The organism is Neorhizobium alkalisoli, from assembly GCF_002968635.1.
In the GTDB taxonomy this organism is placed as follows: domain Bacteria; phylum Pseudomonadota; class Alphaproteobacteria; order Rhizobiales; family Rhizobiaceae; genus Neorhizobium; species Neorhizobium alkalisoli.
The window spans coordinates 1-436 of sequence record NZ_PVBN01000040.1; the positions used below are offsets into that span (position 1 = coordinate 1).

At 67.0% G+C, this 436-nt stretch carries 1 protein-coding gene; it reads right to left on the reverse strand.

The features are described 5' to 3' along the window. The coding region (locus C5L13_RS28445; protein WP_342588210.1) for a peroxidase family protein at positions 1-436 on the reverse strand (436 nt) is incomplete at both ends.

The window sequence follows — 436 nt, forward strand, 5'->3', positions numbered from 1 at the left end:
GGTTTCACGGATGTCGCGCGCGGCGGCCACCGGATCGGGATTGCCGTCCGGGCCTTCCGGGTTGACGTAAATCAGGCCCATCTGCACCGCCGCCAGCGGGTTTTCCAGATCGCGGTCGCCCGAGTAGCGGCTGTTCGGCCCGCCGCTCAGTTCCAGCCAGATCTTCTCAGAGCCCCAGTAGACGTCGTCCGGCTCCCAGGTGTCGGCGCGGCCGCCGGCGTAGCCGAAGGTTTTGAAGCCCATCGATTCCAGCGCCACGTTGCCGGTCAGGATAATCAGGTCGGCCCAGGAGATGTTGCGGCCGTATTTCTGCTTGATAGGCCACAGCAAACGGCGCGCCTTGTCGAGGCTGACGTTGTCCGGCCAGCTGTTGAGCGGGGCGAAGCGCTGCTGGCCTTCGCCTGCGCCGCCGCGGCCGTCGCCGATGCGGTAGGTG